A 17,046-nucleotide genomic window follows, 5' to 3' on the forward strand; every position below is an offset into this window, starting at 1 on the left:
GACGCTGTAGTGGGAAATTGCGATTATAGCGATGCGCTGGCAAGCACCCGCGAGTCATCCTGCAATTCACCCAGCATGCGCAGCACCAGGGCCGCCGTCTCGTCCGGCTTCTCGAAGGGAAACAGATGCGTGCCTTCCATCCACTCAAAATGGCGGCGGGCCAGCGCTTTCGAGGCCGCCATGCCGGCCTGGCGCAGCTCTTCAGACCTGGTGCCAGCGATGAAACCGACCGGGCATCTGGGCGCATGGCGGTGCAGGATGCGGTCGACGTTGTGCGGCAGCGTGTCGTAGATCTTGGTCTCGACCTCGCGCCGGAAGGCCAGCTCGATCTGCCCCTCGCGCTCGACGAAGCCGCTCGCTACGTAGTCGGCCAGCACGCGCGGGTCCCAGCGGGCGAACTTGTGCTTGGAAGCAAAATGCTGCTGCACCGCCTCGCGGCTGGGCCATTGGTAGCGGCGCTGGCTCGAGACCTTGCCCGGCGAGACCTTGTGCATCAGCCGCATCGCCTTCATCACCTGGATGCTGTGGGCCCGCCAGCCGCTCACGACTGGAGAGTCGATCATCAGGAGCCCTGCGGCCAGCTCGGGCCGGCGGCAGGCCGCCAGCATGCTCAGAGCTCCGCCCAGCGAATGCCCGACCAGCATCACCGGGCCAGGCGGCTTGACCTCGTCCTCGATGAAATGGATCAGCTGATCACGCAGATGCGGCCAGTTGCTGGTGACCGGGTAGGCCGGATCGTGGCCGACCATCGGCAAGGCATGAACGTGCCAGCCGGCCTGGCGCCAGATCTCGAACAGCGTGCGATAGCAGCCAGCGGGAAAGCCATTGGCATGCGTGAAGACAAGGGTCTTGGAACTCATCATTTCGTGAGGGTCTTCAGGCGGTACAGCGCCTCGAGTGCCTCGCGGGGCGTCATGGCATCGGGATCCAGATCATGCACGGCATCGAGCAAGGCATGGGTCTCGGCAGCGACAGCGACCGGGTTTTCCGGCGGCGGCGCGGCGAACAGGTCGATCTGCTGCACGCCTTCGCTGGCCTTGTTTTCCAGCGCTTCGAGCGTGGCGCGCGCCTGGCGCACCAGGCTCGTGGGCATGCCGGCCAGGCGGGCGACCTGCACGCCGTAGCTGCGGCTGGCCGGCCCTGGTTGGATCTCATGCAGGAAGACGATGTCGTCGCCACTCTCCGCCGCCCCGACATGGCAGTTGCTTGCCTGGCTGTGCTTGGTCGGGAACTCGGTCAGTTCGAAATAGTGCGTGGCAAACAGCGTGAAGGCCTTGCACTTGTCATGCAGATGGCTGGCGATGGCGCCGGCCAGGGCGAGGCCGTCGAATGTGGACGTGCCGCGGCCGATCTCGTCCATCAGCACCAGGGAGGCGTCCGTCGCGCTGTGCAGGATGGCGGCGGCCTCGGTCATCTCCATCATGAAGGTCGACTGCGCGTTGGCCAGGTCGTCCGCCGCTCCGATGCGGGTGTGGATCGCGTCGATCGGTCCAAGGCGGCAGCTGGTCGCCGGCACGAAACTGCCGATGGCGGCCAGCAGCGCAATCAGCGCCACCTGGCGCATGAAGGTGCTCTTGCCGCCCATGTTCGGGCCGGTGATCACGAGCATGCGGGTGCGCGCATCGAGCCGGCAGTCATTCGCCATGAACTCACCAGCGCCCGTTTCTCGCAAGCGCATTTCGACGACCGGATGGCGGCCGCCGAGGATCTCGATGCAGGGCTGGCTGACGAATTCCGGCCGGCACCAGTTCAAGGTGGCGGCGCGTTCGGCCAGCGCAGCCAGCGCATCCAGGCTTGCCAATGCGCGGCCCAGGCGGGTCAGGGGCTGCAGCTCCTCATTGAGCTGGTCGATCACCAGCTCGTACAGATACTTCTCGCGTGCCAGCGCTCGCTCGTTGGCCGACAGCGCCTTGTCTTCGAAAGCCTTCAGCTCCGGCGTGATGTAGCGCTCGGCGTTCTTCAGGGTCTGGCGGCGCTGGTAGTCCATCGGCACCTTGTCGACCTGGCCCTGCGTGACCTCGATGTAGAAGCCATGGACCTTGTTGTACTGGACTCGCAGGTTGGCTATTGCCGTGCGGGCGCGCTCACGGGTTTCCAGGTCGAGCAGGAAGGCGTCGCAGTTGTTCTGGATGCCGCGCAGCTCGTCCAGCTCGGCATCGAAGCCGGTGGCGATCACGCCGCCGTCGCGCATCAGCACGGCCGGCTCTTCGGCAATCGCGTGGCGCAGCAGTTCTTCGATGTGTGGCGAGGCACGCAGGCCTTCGGCCATCTGGTCGATCAGCGGCGAGCCGGCGGGCAGCGTGGCTTGCAACTGCGGCAGGGCCTGCAGCGTGGCGCGCAAGCCGGTCAGCTCGCGCGGGCGCACCTGGCGCAGGGCGATGCGGGCGGCAATGCGCTCGACATCAGACACATGGCGCAGCGAGTCGCGCAGCCGCTCGAAGCCGCTGCGCATCAGTGCATCGATGGCCCCGTGTCGGGCCATGGCCTCGGCGCGTTCGCGCTTGGGGTGCAGGAGCCACTGGCGCAGCGCGCGGCTGCCCATGCCGGTGCGGCAGCTGTCCAGCAGCGAGAGCAGGGTGGGCGAGGTTTCGCCGCGCAGGGTCTGCGTGAGTTCGAGGTTGCGCTGGCTGGCCGGCGGCAGATCCAGCAGCTCGGAGCTGCGCTGCACCTGCAAGGACTTCACATGGGCCAGCGCGCGGCCTTGCGTGTGCTCGGCAAAGCTCAAGAGCGCGGCTGCTGCGGCCTGCGCGGCGGTCAGCTCTTGCGCATTGAAGCCAGCCAGGCTGGCCACGCCGAGCTGCTCGCAGAGCTTGCGGGCGCCGAGCTGAGAGTCGAACTGCCAGCTCGGCCGGTTGGTCACTGGCAGGCGCGCCACCAGCACGGCGCCGGGCTGGCGCTCTCGGTCCACCAGCACTTCAGCGGGTGCAAGCCGCGCCAGCCACGAAGGCAGCTCGGCCTCCTTGCATTCCGACAGGCCGATCTGGCCCTGGGTCAGCGACAGCCAGGCCAGGCCAAAGGTCTTGCCCTGAGTCGTCACCGCCAGCAGCACCGAATCCTGCTTGTCCGCCAGCAGCTCGCTGTCGGTCACCGTGCCTGGCGTGACCACGCGAACGATCTTGCGCTCGACCGGGCCCTTGCTCGTGGCCACATCGCCCACCTGCTCGGCAATGGCCACGGCCACGCCCAGCTTGATCAGCTTGGCGAGATACGACTCCAGCGCATGCACCGGCACGCCCGCCATCACCACGGGTTCGCCGCCGCTCTGGCCGCGGGTGGTCAGCGTGATGTCCAGCAGCTGGTTGGCCTTGCGGGCGTCGTCGTAGAAGACCTCGTAGAAGTCGCCCATGCGGAAGAACACCAGGTCGTCCGGATGGGCGGACTTGAGACGCAGGTATTGCTGCATCACGGGCGTGTGGGCGGAAAAGTCGGCGGAAGCGGCAGCAGCTTGGCTCATCGGCAGGGCGGCGAAGAAAGAACAAAGCCCTCGACAGAGGGCTTTGGCAGGTGTCTTGAGAGGAAGTTTAGACCGGCGCGCCGTTGTCCGACTTCTTGATGCGCACCGCTGCGCGCTTCTTGGGCGCCGCATCTTCGGCCACAGCTTCGGCCGCGCTCTTGGCGGCCGGCTTGGCTGCCGCCGCGGTCGCTGTTTCTTCCTCGGCCTTGATCACGCGGGTGTAGGGCGTCAGGATCTGCACGAGCTGGCCGTAGATCTTCGGACCGCCGGCCACGACTTCGCGCTGGTACAGGTAGTCGCTCTCGCCGGTGAAATTGCCGATCAGGCCACCGGCTTCGGTGACAATCAGCGAGCCGGCTGCCAGGTCCCAGGGCTGCAGGCCGGTTTCGAAGAAGGCGTCGTAGTAGCCCGCTGCCACGTAGCAGAGGTCCAGGGCCGCAGCGCCCGGCCGGCGCAGGCCGGCGCATTGCTGCATCACCTCTTCGAACATCTTCACGTAGCGCTTGAAGTTGTCGCCCTTGCGGAAGGGGAAGCCGGTGCCGATCAGGGCGTCGCTCATGCGGGTGCGCTTGGAGACGCGCAGGCGCTTGTCGTTCAGGTAGGCGCCGCGGCCCTTGGTGGCGTAGAACAGGTCGTTGCGGGTCGGGTCGTAGACCACGGCCTGCTGGATCACGCCGCGGTGGGCCAGCGCGATCGACACGCAGTACACCGGGAAACCGTGGATGAAGTTGGTGGTGCCGTCCAGCGGATCGATGATCCAGACGAATTCGGAAGTCTTGTTGCCGCGAGTGCGGCCCGACTCTTCGGCGAGGATGCCGTGGTCGGGGTAGGCCTGGAGAAGCGTTTCGATGATCACTTCTTCGGCGGCCTGGTCCACCTCGGTCACGAAGTCATTGGGTGCCTTCGTGTTGATTTTCAGGATGTCGAGATCCATCGAAGCGCGGTTGATGATGGCACCGGCCGCGCGCGCCGCCTTGATGGCGACATTGAGCATGGGATGGAGTGAAGCTTGCGTCATGCGTTGGAACCCTTCGACGGAATGCGGCGAAAAATAAGAGGTGGACTGGCGAAAAGAAAGAGCGAGTGGCGGCAGCTGGGCTGCATTGAGTGCCACGGATAATTGCGCATTTTAGCCGAGAGCCGGGAAATCCCCAATGAGTGCGCCCGTGGAATCCACACGATTCATCCTGATCCAGACCAGCCACCCGGGCAATGTGGGTGCCACCGCGCGGGCGATGAAAGTGATGGGCTTCTCCGAACTGGTGCTGGTCAAGCCCCGGTTTGCCGATGTCTTGAGCCAGGAAGAGACGGTAGCCATGGCCAGCGGCGCGGCCGATATCCTGGCCCGGGCCCGCATCACAGAAACGCTGGAAGAGGCGCTGGAGGGCGTCAGCTTCGCCTGCGCCACGGCCATGACGCCGCGCGACTTCGGCCCGCCAACGCGCGAGCCACGCTCGCTGTTCTCCGAGTTGGCGAGCTCGGGCCACAAGCTCGGCCTGGTCTTCGGCTCCGAGCGCTATGGCATGAGCAATGAGGACGTCTACCGCTGCCACGCGGTGCTGTCGATTCCCACGCATCCGGACTACGGCTCGCTCAACCTCGCCCAGGCGGTGCAATTGCTGGCCTATGACTGGCGCCAGGCGCTGGGCGGCTTCGAGGTGGCGCCGCGGACGCCGGACGCCAACATCGCCGATGCTCGAGCAGTGCAGGGCCTGCTCACACATTTGCAGAGCTCGCTGGAGGCGATTGGCTACCTCGACCCGGCGGCGCCCAAGAAACTGATGCCGCGTCTGAATCAGCTGTTCAATCGCGCTCAGCTGACGGTCGAAGAGGTCCACATCCTGCGTGGCATTGCTCGCGCGATGGCGAAAGAAGCCCCAACCGACAAGGGTTGATGGCGATAGCAAAAGCGCTTGCGCTTCAGAGAAGACTCACATCCTGCAAGGATGTGATGTCGGAACTAAACTGGCCGGCCCTCATAGCAAACACCTGTCCATGTTCCAGCGCCTCCGCGAAGACATCGCCTGCATCCTCGAGCGCGATCCGGCTGCCCGGTCGACCTGGGAGGTGCTGACCTGTTATCCGGGTCTGCATGCGCTGCAAATCCATCGCCTCTCACACTGGTGCTGGCGCAACGGCATGAAGTGGCTGGGGCGCTTCCTGTCCAACATCGGCCGCTTCCTGACCGGCATCGAGATCCATCCGGGCGCCACCATCGGTCGCCGGGTCTTCATCGACCACGGCATGGGCATCGTCATCGGCGAGATGGCCGAGATCGGCGACGGCTGCACGATCTATCAGGGTGTGACGCTGGGCGGCACGGCCTTGGTGAAGGGCGCCAAGCGGCACCCGACGCTGGAAGCCGGCGTGATCATCGGCGCCAATGCCTGCGTGCTGGGCGGCTTCACGATCGGCGCTGGTGCCCGTGTGGGCTCAGGCGCGGTGGTGACAAGGCCGGTGCCGGCCGGTGCGACGGCCGTGGGCAACCCGGCCCGCATCATCGAGGCGCAGGCCGATGCCAAGCGTGAAGAGGTGGCGGCCAAGATGGGCTTCTCGGCCTACGGCGTGACCGCGGGCGATGACCCGGTGGCGCAAGCGATGAAGGGCTTGATCGACAACGCGGCCGGTCATGAGCACCAGATCGCGCTGCTTTGGAAGGCCATCGAGACCCTGTCGGCTTCCGCAGCCCGCAAGGACTGCGTCCCGGCGGATGCGGCGCTGACCGAGCATTTCGAGGCTGACAAGCTGAATCAGCTCGTCAGCAAGTAGCGCGCTGCTTAGTGGTGAACGCCATGCGCGCCATGCGCATGGCCGTGTGCCACTTCTTCGGCCGTGGCGGCGCGAACCGACACGACCTTGATGGCGACCTTCAGCGTCATGCCAGCCAGCGGATGGTTGCCATCCAGCAGCACGGTGTCGCCCTTGATCTTGACCACGTTGTAGAGCTTGAACTCGCCGTCGCCTTCGCGCAGTTCGAGTTGGCCGCCGACCTTGACGCCGGGCGGGAAATCCTTCTTCGCCAGCGTGCGAGCCAGCGCTTCATCGCGCTCGCCGAAGGCCTTGTCGGGCGTCAGGTTCAGCGTGACCTGGTAGCCGGCTTCCTGGCCTTCCAGCGCTTCTTCCACGGCCGGCAGGGTGTTGCCATAGCCGCCGATCAGGCAGGCCATGGGCTCCTTGGAGGCTTCGATCAATTGGCCTTTGCCGTCAGCCACCTTCAGGTGCATGGTGACGATGGTGTCCTTGGTGATTTTCATGATTGGTTGGGGCGTTGCGCCGATTTCGGGCGGAAGGCCATGCAGACCTCCTCGCGGGTTTCAAGATAGGGGCCGCCGATCAGGTCGATGCAATACGGCACGGCAGCAAAGATGCCACTGGCGGCCGGGTGCCCGGCCAAGGTCTCTGCAATCGCCTTGGGCTGGCCGGGCAGGTTGATGATCAAGGCCCGGCCGCGTATCACCGCCACCTGGCGAGAGAGGATGGCGGTGGGCACGAAGTGCAGGGAGATCTGGCGCATCTGCTCGCCAAAGCCGGGCATCTCGCGGTCGGCCACGTCCAGCGTGGCTTCGGGCGTGACGTCGCGCAGCGCCGGGCCGGTGCCGCCGGTGGTCAACACCAGATCGCACCTGGCCTCATCAACCAGCTCGCGCAGCGTGGCGGCGATGAGCGGGCGCTCGTCCGGAATCAGACGTGGCTGGAATTCAATCGGGTTGAGCAGGGCGCTGCTGAGCCATGCCTGCAGCGCCGGCAGGCCCTTGTCTTCGTAGACACCGGTCGAGGCACGGTCGCTGATCGACACGATGCCGATCCGCACACCCTGGACGGGCTCACTCATCGGCCTGTGCCTTGTTCAGCAGGGCGCTCTTGATGAACTGGAACAGTTCGCGGAACGCACGGCCGCTGCGTTGCTCAGGCGCAGCCGACGCATCCTTGCGAGCAGCGCGCACCAGGCTGCGCAATTGCTGCACATCGGTGCCGGTGTGTTCGGCGATGAAGACCTGCAGCTCGTTGTCGCTGCCCAAGAGGCGCTCGCGCCAGCGCTCGGCCTGGTGCAGGGCGAGGCTGTCTAGCGCATGGCCCAGCTTGAAGGCGGCCACGGCTTCGCGGATCGGCTCCGGGTCTTCGCGGCGCATCAGCTTGCCCAGGTACTGCATCTGGCGGCGCCGGCCTTCGTGGGCGGTGATCTTCTTGGCGTCGCGTATGGCCTCGAGCAGGATCTCGGGCAGGTTCAAGGGTTCCAGGCGGCTGGCCGGCAGGGTCAGCAGGTCCTCGCCGAGGTCCTGCAGATCGTGGCTGTCGCGCTTCTTCTGGCTCTTGCTGGGGCGGTCGAAGTCGTCGTCTTCGGACGCCGGTTCGGCTTCGTGGTGTCGCATGGTGAGAAGAAAGAAGGCGATGGGAAGGGCCCGTATGATAAGCGCCCCACCTCCAGACAAACCCCATGCCCAGCTCCAAGCCGTCTTCCGCCGCCCATGGATTCGCCTATTCGCCGGACCAGTTTCGCCAGTTGGTGGCGGACGCGCTGGCCGAAGCCAAGCGGCTCGGCGCCAGCGACGCCGGGGCGGAAGCGTCCGAAGGCTGCGGGCTGTCGGTCTCGGTGCGCAAGGGTGAGCTGGAAAATGTGGAGCTCAATCGCGACAAGTCGCTGGGCATCTCGGTCTACCTGGGCCAGCGCCGCGGCAACGCCTCGACTTCGGACTTCTCACCGCAAGCCTTGAAGGACACGGTGCGGGCCGCTTATGACATCGCCCGCTTCACGGCCGAAGACCCGGTGGCAGGCCTGCCGGATGTGGAGGACCTGTCGCTTGACTCAGCCTCCCGTCCCGAGCTGGACTTGTTCCATCCCTGGGACCTGAGCGCCGAGAAGGCCGCTGAACTGGCCTTGCGCTGCGAGGCGGCGGCCTTTGCAACCGATTCGCGCGTCACCAACTCCGAAGGCGCCGCGGTTTCGGCGCAGCAATCTCATTTCATATCTGGCAACACACGCGGTTTCAGTGGCGGCTATGCGAGCTCGCGCCATTCGATCTCGGTGGCGCCCATCGCCGGCCGCGGCGCCGGCATGCAGCGCGACTCCTGGTACAGCTCGATGCGCGCGGCCGGCGACCTGGCCAAGCCTGAAGCGGTGGGCCGCTACGCGGCCGAGCGAGCGCTTTCGCGCCTGAAGGCCCGCAAGGTCAAGACGGCTGAAGTGCCTGTGCTGTTCGAAAGCACCGTGGCCGCCGGCCTGCTCGGCGCCCTGGTGCAGGCCACCAGCGGCGGCGCGCTCTATCGCAAGGCCAGCTTCCTGCTCGACAGCCTGGGCACGCCGGTGATGGCATCGCATATCGACATCTCTGAAGACCCGCATGTGCAACGTGGCAAGGGCAGCTCGCCCTTCGATGATGAAGGGGTGCTCACCCGCGCTCGCAGTGTGGTCGAGGCTGGCGTGCTGCAAGGCTACTTCCTCTCCACCTATTCGGCTCGCAAGCTGGGCATGCGCACGACCGGCCATGCCGGCGGTTCACACAACCTGGTGATGAGCAGCCGCCTCACCGCGCCCGGCGATGATCTGAAGACCATGTTGCGCCGCCTGGGGACCGGGCTTTTCGTGACCGAGCTGATGGGGCAGGGCGTGAACTACGTGACCGGCGACTACTCGCGCGGCGCGAGCGGCTACTGGGTCGAGAACGGCGAGATCGCCTACCCGGTCCACGAGGTCACGATTGCCGGCAATCTGCGCGAGATGTTTCAGCAGATCGTTGGCATTGGCACCGACCGTTACACGCTCGGCACCAAGACCATCGGCTCGGTGCTGCTGGCGCGCATGAAGCTCGCCGGCAGCTGAGCTGGAGCTAGCAAAAAGCTGACGCGGCCCTGACGCCGGCGCCTGGCAATGCGCCGGGTTTCTCCTGGGAAATGACCGTGCCGGACGACTCCTAGAATCGTTCGGCTATAGACTGCATTTCCCACATCAGGAGACAAGAGATGGAGCGTCGTTCCTTTGTTCGCAGCGCCGGTATTGCCGGTGTTCTCGCAGCCGGCGCCGCGCCGGCTGTTGTGCATGCGCAGGCCAATGTGCGCTGGCGCCTGGCCTCGAGTTTTCCGAAGTCGCTGGACACCATTTACGGTGGCGCCGAGGTTTTTTCCAAGGCCGTGAAGGCCATGTCGGGCGGCAAGTTCGAGATCTCGGTGCACTCGGGTGGCGAGCTGATGCCCCCGTTCGGCGTGGTGGACGGCGTGCAGAACGGCACCGTCGAGATGTGCCACACCGTGCCTTACTACTTCTACGGCAAGAACCCTGCTTTTGCGCTGGGCTCGGCGATTCCCTTCGGCCTCAATGCGCGCCAGATGACGGCATGGATGACGCATGGCAACGGGCGCAAGCTGATGAACGAGTTCTATGCCAATTACGGCATGACCAGCCTGGCCGGCGGCAACACCGGCACGCAGATGGGCGGCTGGTTCCGCAAGGAGATCAAGTCTGTGGCCGACTTCAAGGGCCTGAAGATGCGCCTGGGCGGCGGCCTGGTCGGTGAAGTGATGCAAAAGCTCGGCGCCGTGCCGCAAAGCCTGCCAGGTGGCGAGATCTACCAGGCGCTGGAGAAGGGCACGATTGACGCGGCTGAATGGGTGGGCCCCTACGACGACCAGAAGCTCGGCTTCAACAAGGTCGCGCCCTTCTACTACTACCCGGGCTGGTGGGAAGGCGGCCCCGAAGTCGACTTCTTCATCAACCAGAAGGCTCTGGATGCACTGACGCCAGAGTACAAGGCCATCATCGAGGCCGCCGCGGCACTGGCCAGCGTGGACATGCTGTCCAAGTACGACGCACTGAACCCTATCGCCTTGAAGCAGTTGTACGCCGCCAAGACCAAGGTCCTGCCTTTCTCGCAGCAGGTGCTGGAAGCGTCCTTCAAGGCCTCCATGGAAGTGTTCGCGGCCAACGGCGCCAAGAGCCCCGAATGGAAGAAGATCTACGCCGACCTGCGCAATTTCCAGCGTGATCAGGTGCTGTGGTTCCGCTTCGCCGAGAACGGCTTCGACAATTTCATGGCCAAGCAAAAGCTCTGAGATTCAGGGCTGGTCCCGTGCCTCTCGCAGGCGTGGGACCGAAACAAAAAGGGCGACCCTCGCGGTCGCCCTTTTTGTTGGGTCTGCGGTAGGCCGCGCGGGCTACTTCTTTTCCCTCTTCATCGCCTCTTCCAGCGCCTTCATCGGATCGTCGTCGGCAGTCGCCGGAGCGGACGCGGCCGACGAAGCGGCCGATGCCGGCTCCGAGGCTGCATCGGCCGCATCCGGCACGGTCAGCTCGGCCGGCGGCGGCATATTGGCCTCCATCTCGCGCTGAACCTTGTCCATGTCGTAGACCTCTTTCTTGTCCAGGCCGCTGGAGACGATGCCCGGGAAGGCAATGATCAGGCCCACCATGACGATCTGGATCAGCACGAAGGGCACGGCGCCCCAGTAGATCTGGCCCGTGGTGACGCGCTCCACCTTTTTGCCGGTCAGGCGGTCGATGTAGTCGCTCAGCGGGGCCACGCTGCGCAGGTAGAACAGCGCAAAGCCGAATGGCGGATGCATGAACGAGGTCTGCATGTTCACGCCCAGCAGCACGCCGAACCATATCAGGTCGATGCCCAGCTTCTCGGCCACCGGCGCCAGCAGCGGCACCACGATGAAGGACAGCTCGAAGAAGTCCAGGAAGAAGGCAAGGATGAAGATCAGCAGGTTCACGAAGATCAGGAAGCCGAGCTGCCCGCCCGGGAGGCCGGTCAGCAGGTGTTCGACCCATCGCGGACCATCCACGCCCTGGAAGGACAGGCTGAACACCGTGGAGCCGATCAGGATGAAGACGACGAAGCAGGACAGCTTGGTGGTCGACGTCAGCGCCTGGCTCATCAGCTTCATCGAGATGCGGCCGCGTGCGGCTGCCATCAGGAAGGCGCCCATCGCGCCCATGGCGCCGCCTTCGGTGGGTGTGGCGATGCCGAGGAAGATGGTGCCCAGGACCAGGAAGATCAGCGCCAGCGGGGGTATCAGGACGAAGGTGACCCGCTCGGCGATGCGCGACAGCAGGCCGAGCTTCAGGACCTTGCTGAGCACGGCCGCGACGAAGGCCAGGCCTACGCCCGCAGACAGGGCCACGACGATGGTTTCGTCGGTCGGCACGCTGGCGATGGATTCACCCTTGAAGTAGCTCAGCACCTGGGCATAGTGCTGGCCGAAGTAGATAGCGACCGCGGTGCAGACCAGGGTCAGGATGGCCAGTGAGCGCAGGCCGCTCTTGCCGTTGTCCTCGCGGATGGAGCGCGCTTCCAGCGGCAGGGCCGGCACCCATTTCGGCCGGAAGATGGCAATGCCGACGACGTAAAGCGTATAGAAGGCCGTCAGCAGGAAGCCGGGCACGAAGGCGCCCTTGTACATGTCACCAACGCTCTTGCCGAGCTGGTCGGCCAGGATGATCAGCACCAGGGAGGGTGGAATGATCTGGGCCAGCGTGCCTGAGGCCGCGATCACGCCAGAGGCCACACGGCGGTCGTAGCCGTAGCGCAGCATGATGGGCAGCGAGATCAGGCCCATCGAGATCACCGAGGCAGCGACCACGCCGGTGGTGGCCGCCAGCAGGGCGCCAACGAAGATCACAGCGAAGGCCAGGCCGCCGCGGATGGGGCCGAACAGCTGGCCGATGGTGTCCAGCAGGTCTTCGGCCATGCCGGAGCGCTCCAGTATCAGCCCCATCAGGGTGAAGAATGGGATCGCCAGCAGCGTGTCATTGCGCATGATGCCGAATATGCGCAGCGGCAGGGCCTGCAGTAGCGAGGCAGGCAGCACGCCCAGCTCGATGCCGACCAGACCGAAGAACAGGCCGCAGGCGCCCAGGCTGAACGCGACGGGGAAGCCCATCAGCAGGAAAACGATCAGCCCCACGAACATGATGGGGGCGAGGTTGGCAGCGAGGAATTCCATGTTCAGGCCTTTCGTGCTGCTTGTTCGGCCTGCAGACGGATGGCTTCGGCCAGTTCCTCTTCGGCGCTCTTGGTCTCGGCCTTCTTGGTGGGGTCGTCAATCAGGCCCATCAGGAACGCGATGCGCTTGATCAGCTCGCTGATGCCCTGCAGCAGCAGCAGGCTGAAGCCCACGGGAATCATCAGGTAGACCGGCCACATGATGAGCCCGCCGGCGTTGGAGGACATCTCGCCCGAGCGCAGGCCCTGCAGGAAGAAGGGCACACCGAGGTACAGCACCACGCCGCACAGGGGAAGCAGGAAGACGGTAAAGCCGAAGACATCAAGCCAGGTCTGCACGCGCTTGGAGAAGCGGCCCACCACCACGTCGATGCGCACATGCTCGTTGTTCAAGAGCGTGTAGCCAGCCGCCATCATGAAGGAGGCCGCGAACAGGTACCACTGAACCTCGAGGAAGGCGTTGGAGCTGTAGTTGAAGGCCTTGCGGATGACCGCATTGACGGCACTGATGGCCGTCGAGGCCAGGATCAGCCAGATGACCCATCGGCCAATGAAGCGATTCAGGCCGTCGATGAGGTCTGAGAGTTTGAGTAGGGCAGACACCGCGATCTCCTGCGACCTTGTCGGTCGCCATCCAGGGCAAGCGCGCCACCGCACGATGCTGGTGGCGCAGACAAGCGGGACTTTAAGAGGGGGCGCTGACCTCAGCCTGAAAGCCTGCGTGCGCCTAGGGCAAGTCCCAGGCGGGTTAGCCCTGGGATGCGGCTTGGAACAGGCGGCCCGAGCGTGCGCCTGAACGGCAGAACGCGAGGATGGGTCGCGGCAGGGTGTCGATCAGCTGACGGAAGGCAGCGATCTCTTCCGGCGACTGATAGCCGCCAGCCACGGGCAGGTGGCGGTATTCAAGGCCGGCAGCATTGGCTGCGGCCGCCATCGCGGCGCTGGTCGGCTGATCGGGGCCGCCCTCGAAATCCGGGCGGTTGTTGATCACCGTCTTGAAGCCGGCTGCGGCGGCTTCTGCCATTGCTTCGGGCGTCAGTTGCGGAGCGGTGCAGAAGCCGGCGGCGAGCTGCTGAAGAGGCAGGGTCATGGCAGCCTCGTGCTTACGGTGCCAGTGCGGCCTTGACGGCAGCGGACACCAGGCCCATGTCGGCCTTGCCAGCCAATTGAGCCTTGACGGCGCCCATCACCTTGCCCATGTCGCCCGGGCCCTTGGCGCCGAGTTCGGACACGATGGCGGCAACCGCGGCGCTGATCTCTTCGGCCGACAGTCGCTGCGGCAGATAGGCTTCCAGCACGGCGAGCTCGGCGGTTTCCTTGTCGGCCAGGTCCATGCGGCCAGCGGCCGTGAACTGGCTGATCGAATCCTTGCGCTGCTTGATCAGCTTGTCGACGATGGCCACCAGGGCTACATCGTCGACCACGATGCGCTCATCGACTTCCTTTTGCTTCACGGCAGCGAGCAGCATGCGGATGGTGGTCAGGCGCTCGCTTTCCTTGGCGCGCATCGCGGCCTTCATGTCTTCGGTGATGCGGTCTTTCAAGCTCATGGCAGGTCTTCCTTGTTCAATGCGTCGATTCTGGAGCGGAAATAGAAAAAGCCCGCGGCAGCGTCCTGTGCGGGCTTTGTTCCTTCGCGGACCCTGAGGCCCACGTGAAGCTCATGATTCCCGAAGGAGAGAATCAGTACAGCTTCTTCGGCAGCTGCATGCTGCGCACGCGCTTGTAGTGGCGCTTGACGGCGGCAGCCTTCTTGCGCTTGCGCTCAGCCGTGGGCTTCTCGTAGAACTCGCGGGCGCGCAGATCGGTCAGCAGGCCCAGTTTTTCGATGGTGCGCTTGAAACGGCGCAGAGCCACATCGAAGGGCTCGTTCTCTTTGACGCGAATGGTGGTCATGAAACAGTGGTTCCTAATAATGCGCTCGGTGTTCGCCAGTGGCCTGATCGAGAGAATTCAACGATGCAGCCTCTGAAGCGGTGGTCCGGACTCTCCGCTACCGAATCGACGCGCAGGGTTTTGCCAGCAAAGACAGCGATTGTAGCCCGAAAATCAAACAATTGCCAAAATGCGCCTGGGAATTCAAACAGGAGCCGTCGCCGCCGCGCGCGCGCAGGCTGCCGCGCTGGCCCAGGCCCACTGGAAGTTGTAGCCCCCCAGCCAGCCTGTCACGTCGACCACTTCACCAATGAAATGCAGGCCTGGCACTCGCTGGCTCTCCAGGCTCTGCGAACTGAGTTCCCGGGTGTCGACACCGCCGCGCATCACCTCGGCCTTGCGCCAGCCTTCGCTGCCATTGGGCTTCAAGGTCCAGCGCTTCAGCGAATCGGCGAGCGTCTGCAGGTCCTTGTCCTTGCACTCCGGCATCGGGCGGCTGGCGTCGAGCTTCAGCCGTTCTATCCAGGCCTGCGCTAGGCGTGAAGGCAGCAGCGTAGCAAGCTCGTTGCCGAGGTGTCGGCGTGAATTGGCCTTCAAGTCTCGCAGGGCGGCTGCGAGATCGGTCTCGGGGGCCAGGTCCAGCTGCAAGTCCTGGCCTTCGGTCCAGAAGCTGGAAATCTGCAGGATGGCAGGGCCGCTCAGCCCGCGGTGAGTGAAGAGCAGGTCTTCCAGGAAGCGCCCCTTGGCCTTGCCTTGGCCGCATGAAAGCTCAACGGGCAGCGAGAGCCCGGCCAGCTCGGCAAACGGTGCCCAGTCCTCCGGCGCAAAGGTCAGCGGCACCAACGCCGGGCGCGGCTCGACGATGCGATGTCCAAAGCGCTGCGCGAGGCGCAGACCCCAGTCGCTCGCGCCGATCTTCGGGATGGAGAGGCCGCCGGTGGCGACCACGACGCGGCGACTCAAGACCTGGCCCCGCGAGGTCTCGATCTCGAATCCTCCTACAGCGGCCTGGCGCAGGTCGGCCACGGTGCAGGGCTGCCAACGCTCAACGCCGCCTGCATCGCACTCCTTCACCAGCATCTGGATGATCTGCTCGCTCGAGTGGTCGCAGAACAGCTGGCCCTTGTGCTTCTCGTGGAAAGCGATCCCGTGGCGCTGCACCAGCTCGATGAAGTCCTTGGGCGTGTAGCGGGCCAGGGCTGAGCGGCAGAAATTCGGGTTCTCGGAGAGGAAATTGGACGGCGTCGCTTCGCGATTGGTGAAGTTGCAACGGCCGCCACCGGAGATGCGGATCTTCTCGGCCAGCTTGTCTGCATGGTCGATCAGCAGCACGCGCAGGCCCAGTTGGCCCGCAATGCCGGCACAAAAAAGGCCGGCTGCACCGGCGCCTACCACAGTCAAATCGAAGTTCTGCATGAGCTCGGGATTGTCGCCGAGCGAATCCACGGCTGCCGGCAATGCGCTTTTGCCCCCTCAGACAGGTGCTTTTCCCCTGCTGCGCGCGCGCATTTCGGTGCGAACATCGGTCGTTGCATGAGCAGGACAGGTTTCGATGTGGCTACGATCCCGGGCGAGCAAGCTAGGGGGGCGTGGCAAGACTGTCGCATCTGGCACTTGGCGGTGCAGGTAGTGGCATCTACATTCGACCGACCCCGCTCTTGCAGGGATGAATTTTGCAGGCCTGTCGCTTGGACAGGCCGCTGATCTCGAGGGTTCATGGATACATCTGCTTCTGCGCCTGGCGCCAACACGCCACCGCCCATCGGCCCATTCGGCCAATGGCTGACCGGCTTGGCCGTGCCTGAGCAGGAGGCAGCGCAGCGCTTGCTGAGCCTGATCGAGCCGCAAGGCAGCCTGGTGGCGGTCAAGTCGCTGGCCACGGGCCGCTATGTCTACGCCAGTCCGGGTCTGGATGCCTTGTTTGACCGTGAGGCTGGCGTGGTCGGTAGCACCGACAACGAGTTGATGCGCGCCGATGAGGTGGTCGCCATGCGCCGTGTCGAGCAGACGGTGATGGCTCAGCGCACAACCGTGCTCAGCGAGCACAAGCTCGAGCTCGGCGGCCGCCGCCGCGAGTTCTCGGTCACCCGGGCACCGGTCGGCAGCGAATTCCTGATGTCGCTATGGGTTGAGCGCACCGAAGAGCGCCACCGCGAAAGCCACCTGCAGCGCGCCTTGCAGCAGATCGAGCAGCAGCAGAAGGCGCTGGAGCAATTGCGCCGCGAGATTCAGCTTGGCAGCGGCCGTGATGATGTCTCCGGCCTGTACCTGCGTGCGCAGTTCGACGACCAGTTGCTGCGCGAGATCGATCTGTCAACCCGCGAGCACCGCGAGTTCGCGCTGGTGATGATTGCGCTGGACGGCTCGCCTGCCAAGCTGGAGGCGTTGGGCGCCGAGGCCCAGCAACGCATGCTGGAAGGTGTCGGTCGCATGCTGCGCGCCAACACCCGTGCGATGGACGCGGCCTGCCGCGTCGGCGAGCAGCGCTTTGCGGTGCTGCTGTCGGGTGTGGGCCTGGCCACTGCTCATGCGCGAATGGAGCAATTGCGCCGTCAATGCATGGCGCAGATCGTGGTGCTGAATGGGCAGGACCTGGGCCTGTCCTTGTCGCTGGGCGTTGCCAGCTTCCCGCACACGGCCTCCAAGCAGGAAGACTTGCTGACAGCCAGCGAGGCCGCAGTGCAGGAAGCGCAACGCCGCGGCGGCAACCAGGTCGTGCTGGCGTCCATTCCCTTCGCCGTCCTGCCCTGAGTCGCAGGTTTTGGTTGATCGGCTGAT

17 protein-coding genes are annotated in these 17,046 nt (G+C 65.0%); 5 read left to right on the forward strand and 12 right to left on the reverse strand.

Translation table 11 applies throughout. The features are described from left to right. Window positions 1-23: 23 nt before the first annotated feature. The 3 genes from V3596_RS05405 to V3596_RS05415 form a co-directional block, all read right to left on the reverse strand. A complete protein-coding gene (locus V3596_RS05405) occupies window positions 24-860 on the reverse strand; it encodes an alpha/beta hydrolase (protein WP_334276605.1) in 837 nt (278 codons plus the stop codon). Then, complete coding sequence (mutS, locus tag V3596_RS05410) at window positions 860-3,454, reverse strand: DNA mismatch repair protein MutS (protein ID WP_334276607.1); 2,595 nt, start codon at window positions 3,452-3,454, stop codon at window positions 860-862. The genes V3596_RS05405 and mutS overlap by 1 nt, the downstream gene beginning before the upstream one ends. 67 nt (window positions 3,455-3,521) lie before the next feature. Beyond that, a complete protein-coding gene (locus tag V3596_RS05415) occupies window positions 3,522-4,472 on the reverse strand; it encodes an inositol monophosphatase family protein (RefSeq protein WP_334276609.1) in 951 nt (316 codons plus the stop codon). Between the two features lie 136 nt (window positions 4,473-4,608). Here V3596_RS05415 and V3596_RS05420 point away from each other — a divergent pair, with 136 nt between their 5' ends. Beyond that, on the forward strand, window positions 4,609-5,349 hold the full coding sequence (locus V3596_RS05420) for an RNA methyltransferase (RefSeq protein ID WP_395386027.1): 741 nt from the start codon (window positions 4,609-4,611) through the stop codon (window positions 5,347-5,349). A 100-nt stretch (window positions 5,350-5,449) separates the two neighbouring features. Then, window positions 5,450-6,223: a serine O-acetyltransferase gene (gene cysE / locus V3596_RS05425; protein ID WP_334276612.1), complete on the forward strand. Its 774-nt coding sequence runs from the start codon at window positions 5,450-5,452 to the stop codon at window positions 6,221-6,223. Window positions 6,224-6,231: 8 nt separating this feature from the next. On the opposite strand, the gene V3596_RS05430 is transcribed toward cysE, so the two are convergent. Genes V3596_RS05430 through yjgA form a run of 3 tightly spaced genes read right to left on the reverse strand, consistent with a single transcriptional unit; the run spans window position 6,232 to window position 7,824 of the window. After that, a complete protein-coding gene (locus tag V3596_RS05430) occupies window positions 6,232-6,708 on the reverse strand; it encodes an FKBP-type peptidyl-prolyl cis-trans isomerase (protein WP_334276614.1) in 477 nt (158 codons plus the stop codon). After that, entirely contained in the window at window positions 6,705-7,286 is a 582-nt protein-coding gene (gene mog / locus V3596_RS05435) for a molybdopterin adenylyltransferase (protein WP_334276615.1), read from the reverse strand. The genes V3596_RS05430 and mog overlap by 4 nt, the downstream gene beginning before the upstream one ends. Further along, window positions 7,279-7,824, reverse strand: coding sequence for a ribosome biogenesis factor YjgA (gene yjgA / locus V3596_RS05440; protein ID WP_334276617.1), 546 nt, complete (start codon window positions 7,822-7,824; stop codon window positions 7,279-7,281). Before yjgA ends, mog begins: the two co-directional genes overlap by 8 nt. A 65-nt stretch (window positions 7,825-7,889) precedes the next feature. Here yjgA and pmbA point away from each other — a divergent pair, with 65 nt between their 5' ends. After that, entirely contained in the window at window positions 7,890-9,272 is a 1,383-nt protein-coding gene (gene pmbA, locus V3596_RS05445; RefSeq protein ID WP_334276618.1) for a metalloprotease PmbA, read from the forward strand. Window positions 9,273-9,412: 140 nt separating this feature from the next. Beyond that, window positions 9,413-10,498: a TRAP transporter substrate-binding protein gene (locus V3596_RS05450; protein WP_334276619.1), complete on the forward strand. Its 1,086-nt coding sequence runs from the start codon at window positions 9,413-9,415 to the stop codon at window positions 10,496-10,498. Window positions 10,499-10,600: 102 nt separating this feature from the next. On the opposite strand, the gene V3596_RS05455 is transcribed toward V3596_RS05450, so the two are convergent. The 6 genes from V3596_RS05455 to V3596_RS05480 all read right to left on the reverse strand — a co-directional run bounded on the left by V3596_RS05455 (window position 10,601) and on the right by V3596_RS05480 (window position 15,684). Then, window positions 10,601-12,394 (reverse strand): TRAP transporter large permease, encoded by a 1,794-nt coding sequence (locus tag V3596_RS05455; RefSeq protein WP_334276620.1) that lies wholly within the window; start codon window positions 12,392-12,394, stop codon window positions 10,601-10,603. A 2-nt stretch (window positions 12,395-12,396) separates the two neighbouring features. Further along, window positions 12,397-12,996, reverse strand: coding sequence for a TRAP transporter small permease subunit (locus tag V3596_RS05460; RefSeq protein WP_334276621.1), 600 nt, complete (start codon window positions 12,994-12,996; stop codon window positions 12,397-12,399). Between the two features lie 145 nt (window positions 12,997-13,141). Beyond that, window positions 13,142-13,483 (reverse strand): protein tyrosine phosphatase family protein, encoded by a 342-nt coding sequence (locus tag V3596_RS05465; RefSeq protein ID WP_334276623.1) that lies wholly within the window; start codon window positions 13,481-13,483, stop codon window positions 13,142-13,144. Window positions 13,484-13,496: 13 nt separating this feature from the next. Continuing rightward, entirely contained in the window at window positions 13,497-13,943 is a 447-nt protein-coding gene (locus V3596_RS05470; protein ID WP_334276624.1) for a GatB/YqeY domain-containing protein, read from the reverse strand. Between the two features lie 133 nt (window positions 13,944-14,076). Beyond that, on the reverse strand, window positions 14,077-14,289 hold the full coding sequence (gene rpsU / locus V3596_RS05475) for a 30S ribosomal protein S21 (RefSeq protein WP_007833691.1): 213 nt from the start codon (window positions 14,287-14,289) through the stop codon (window positions 14,077-14,079). A gap of 183 nt (window positions 14,290-14,472) precedes the next feature. Then, on the reverse strand, window positions 14,473-15,684 hold the full coding sequence (locus V3596_RS05480) for a BaiN/RdsA family NAD(P)/FAD-dependent oxidoreductase (RefSeq protein ID WP_334276642.1): 1,212 nt from the start codon (window positions 15,682-15,684) through the stop codon (window positions 14,473-14,475). A 300-nt stretch (window positions 15,685-15,984) separates the two neighbouring features. On the opposite strand from V3596_RS05480, the gene V3596_RS05485 reads away from it, so the two are divergent. Beyond that, the gene (locus tag V3596_RS05485; protein WP_334276643.1) at window positions 15,985-17,019 is read left to right on the forward strand and encodes a GGDEF domain-containing protein; all 1,035 of its coding nucleotides are present in this window, start codon (window positions 15,985-15,987) and stop codon (window positions 17,017-17,019) included. The last annotated feature ends 27 nt before the right edge of the window (window positions 17,020-17,046 follow it).

Source organism: Roseateles microcysteis (genome assembly GCF_036880965.1).
Taxonomy (GTDB): domain Bacteria; phylum Pseudomonadota; class Gammaproteobacteria; order Burkholderiales; family Burkholderiaceae_C; genus JAUASW01.